The sequence below is a fragment of the Candidatus Omnitrophota bacterium genome (assembly GCA_016209275.1).
GTDB lineage: Bacteria > Omnitrophota > Gorgyraeia > Aquiviventales > Aquiviventaceae > JACQWM01.
Genome location: JACQWM010000038.1, coordinates 1 through 2,834 on the forward strand (window position 1 = coordinate 1; position 2,834 = coordinate 2,834).

Annotated in this window: 1 protein-coding gene; it reads left to right on the plus strand. The window is 60.5% G+C overall.

What is annotated here, in order from left to right; genetic code table 11:
• On the plus strand, positions 1 to 2,834 hold a 2,834-nt coding region (locus tag HY737_05365; GenBank protein MBI4597811.1), incomplete at both ends, for a hypothetical protein.

Here is a 2,834-nt window from a genome sequence, read left to right on the forward strand (position 1 = left end):
TCCTCCGATGATACCGATTGGGTGGAGTGGACGCGCCAGGATCTGCGGGAGGACGTCTTGCGCGCCCTGGCGCAAGGCCGAGCGACGGTGACCTTCCAGGTCGGCCGGGAACCGACCCCCCGCACCATCGATCTCGATGCGTTGGTGGCTCAGGTGGTGGCGGAGACGACGCTCACTGCCGAGGGGACCCTGACACATGTCAGCGGCGAGCGGTTTGCGGCGGATCTCATTGCTCGTATGATCCAGGATCTGACACCGTTGGTGTGCGCGGCGTGCCCGCCGGAGGCGATGCCGAAAATCATGGCCGAGGAAGGCCGTGGCGCGTGGGTGACGGTGGCCGAGCGAGACGGCAAGCCGACGATCCTCGTGCGGGCGGATGTGGTGCGTTCACCGCCGGCGATTCAACCAGAAGTCAGCGCGCTGTTGGCTGTCGAGCTGACCAGCGTGCTGTATGAGGCTACCCGGCGCGTTCAAGCTCCGGATCGGGCCCCGCCGTTTTCACTGGACTCGTTACTCGCCCTCCTGCCGACCGTCTTCCAAGACGACGAGCTTCTCCGCGAAGGCTTTGCCCGCCTGCGCCAGGCGGCGATTACAAATCAGACTCCCTCCGCGTTCCGCGACTACGCCCGCGCCATTCATCCGCACATCACCAATGACCTGATCGACAAACTCTTCCTCGCCCTGCGGCCGGTCAGCGGCGGAGCCGGTAATGCTGTGCCGTCTGCTGCGTCATCGCCACCACAGGCGGTGGTCATCAGCGAGACCGGAGAGCGCGTGATGCCTCTTCAGGCAGACGGCAGCTATGTGGTGGATGAGGAGACGCAGACTCGCACGTATTACGGTGCCGCGGCTGCGGCGTTCCTCACGAACACCACCGCGTTTACCGGCGAGACGCAAATCATCATCCCCTTGGGCAGTGAGGTGGAGGTGACCCTCGGCGCTGACTCATATACGCTTACGGAGCCTGGGGCGATTCTCATCGATGGACGAACACAGCCGCAACCAGCACAGGTGCGAGTCAAGCGGAATGGGGTGCTCGTGGTGACGACCGCGAAGGCTCCCGCATGGTATGAGCGCTCCCTGGGTGAGAACCGCAGCGGTCTCGTATGGGAGCGCGACGGGGTGCTCATCTACAGCCATGGCCACCGACGGGATCTGTGGAGCCCCTCGCAGGGCACGGAGTGGCTCACCGACTCCATGACGTACGCCGGACCCTTTGGGCCCTATATCACCGGGGTGAACCGCATCTCTTCGCCACTGAAGGGCATCATGCCATTTACCCGTATTCATTCCGTTGAAGCCCTGCACAAACATCCCGTTCGCGATGGGAAGAAGCGCGTCACCGAGGTGTACCTCATCACCCAAGGGAAAGCCGCCCTCGTCTCGCTCGTGCACGGGCAGCCGCACGTCACGATCTTACGTGCTGGAGAGATGGCGGTCGTGGCCCCTGAGACGGTTCATGAGGTGGTGGCGGTGGAGGGACCCTACGACCACCTGGTGCTGCAAACGCCCTCGACGTTCCAGTATGGCTTCTGGTTTAAAGACGCCGTCCGTCCTGAGTCTGTCGGCCTGACGATGGCTGGTGTCGTAGACCTGGCTCTAGCCGCTTTGCAAGAGGAGCGCGCAGGGAAGCGTGAGGAAACCGCTCCGATTCGCAGAACCGTAGCACAGGATGAGGTTCCACGCGAAGTGGCGGGCGGCGTGTTGCAAGCGGATGGGCAGTTGACGCAGCGGACTGGGGAACAGTTTGCGGCGGATCTCATTTCGAGGATGATCCAGGATTTGAAGCCGCTGGTGTGTGCTAGCTGTCCGATTGAAGGCACGCGCCTTGTCATCATGGATGGCAACGACCGGCTCGCCCATTTTACGCGAGAAGGTCCCGGAACCCTTACCTTCGATATCGACATTATCCGGCTAGTGGCAAGGAATGTTCCAGGCGCGCGTGAGTTGCTGGCAATGACTATTCAGCATGAATTGCGTCATGTCTTTGTCAAGTCGCATGGCTATCGCGGACCTCCGGCAATTGAGGAACTTGTCATTACCCTCCTTGACCTCTACGAGTTTAGCGCACAGCCAGCAGCGATTCGCCGAGCCGTTCTTCATCTCCTTGCCGCCGCAGACAACGATTACGATGATCAACAGTTTGGCCAACGTGTTCTGGCGACGCTGGATCGCACGCTCAGTTTCCACGTGACACTACGCGCGCTGCTAGCATATCTCACAGATGCCCGCGTCTATGGGGCCTCGACCGCTGAGGAGACAGCGCGCGTTTTCCATGCTCTCCCGAGCAGTCAAGTGGAGGCACTTATTCAGTCTCTTGGCTTACCTCTTCCTCCGGAGCTCTTCAATATTGATGCCGTCCTGAGTCAGGTGCTCAAGGAACCAGCGCTTGCGAGTCCTTCTACAGATGTGCCGCCATTACTGGATACCTCGCTAGCGGATGTGACAATCGATGTGAATGACTTGCATGATGTCGCCTGCCCGTTGGATGGCCAGCCGTACGATGATGTGGTAGGTTCAGTCGTTCTCAACGGGGTTGAAATGCGCGTCGTGCGGCATAAGACAGATGGATTGATGTGGCTCGCGCCACAACCAGGCGGTCGATATTACGACACGCTCTACTCTAGCCACTACTTCATGGATGGCGAGGTCGCAACGGATCAGAAGGGAATTAGGGCATTTTCACCCAAGGAACACCAGCGTCGCACAGAGTTAGCGAAGCGCCAATTGGCGGAATGGAGGCACTTGGCAGGCCTTCAATCGCCGGGACGGCTGCTCGAGTTTGGTCCTGGTGGGGGATATCTGCTTGAGGCAGCCCAGCAGCAGGGGTGGAA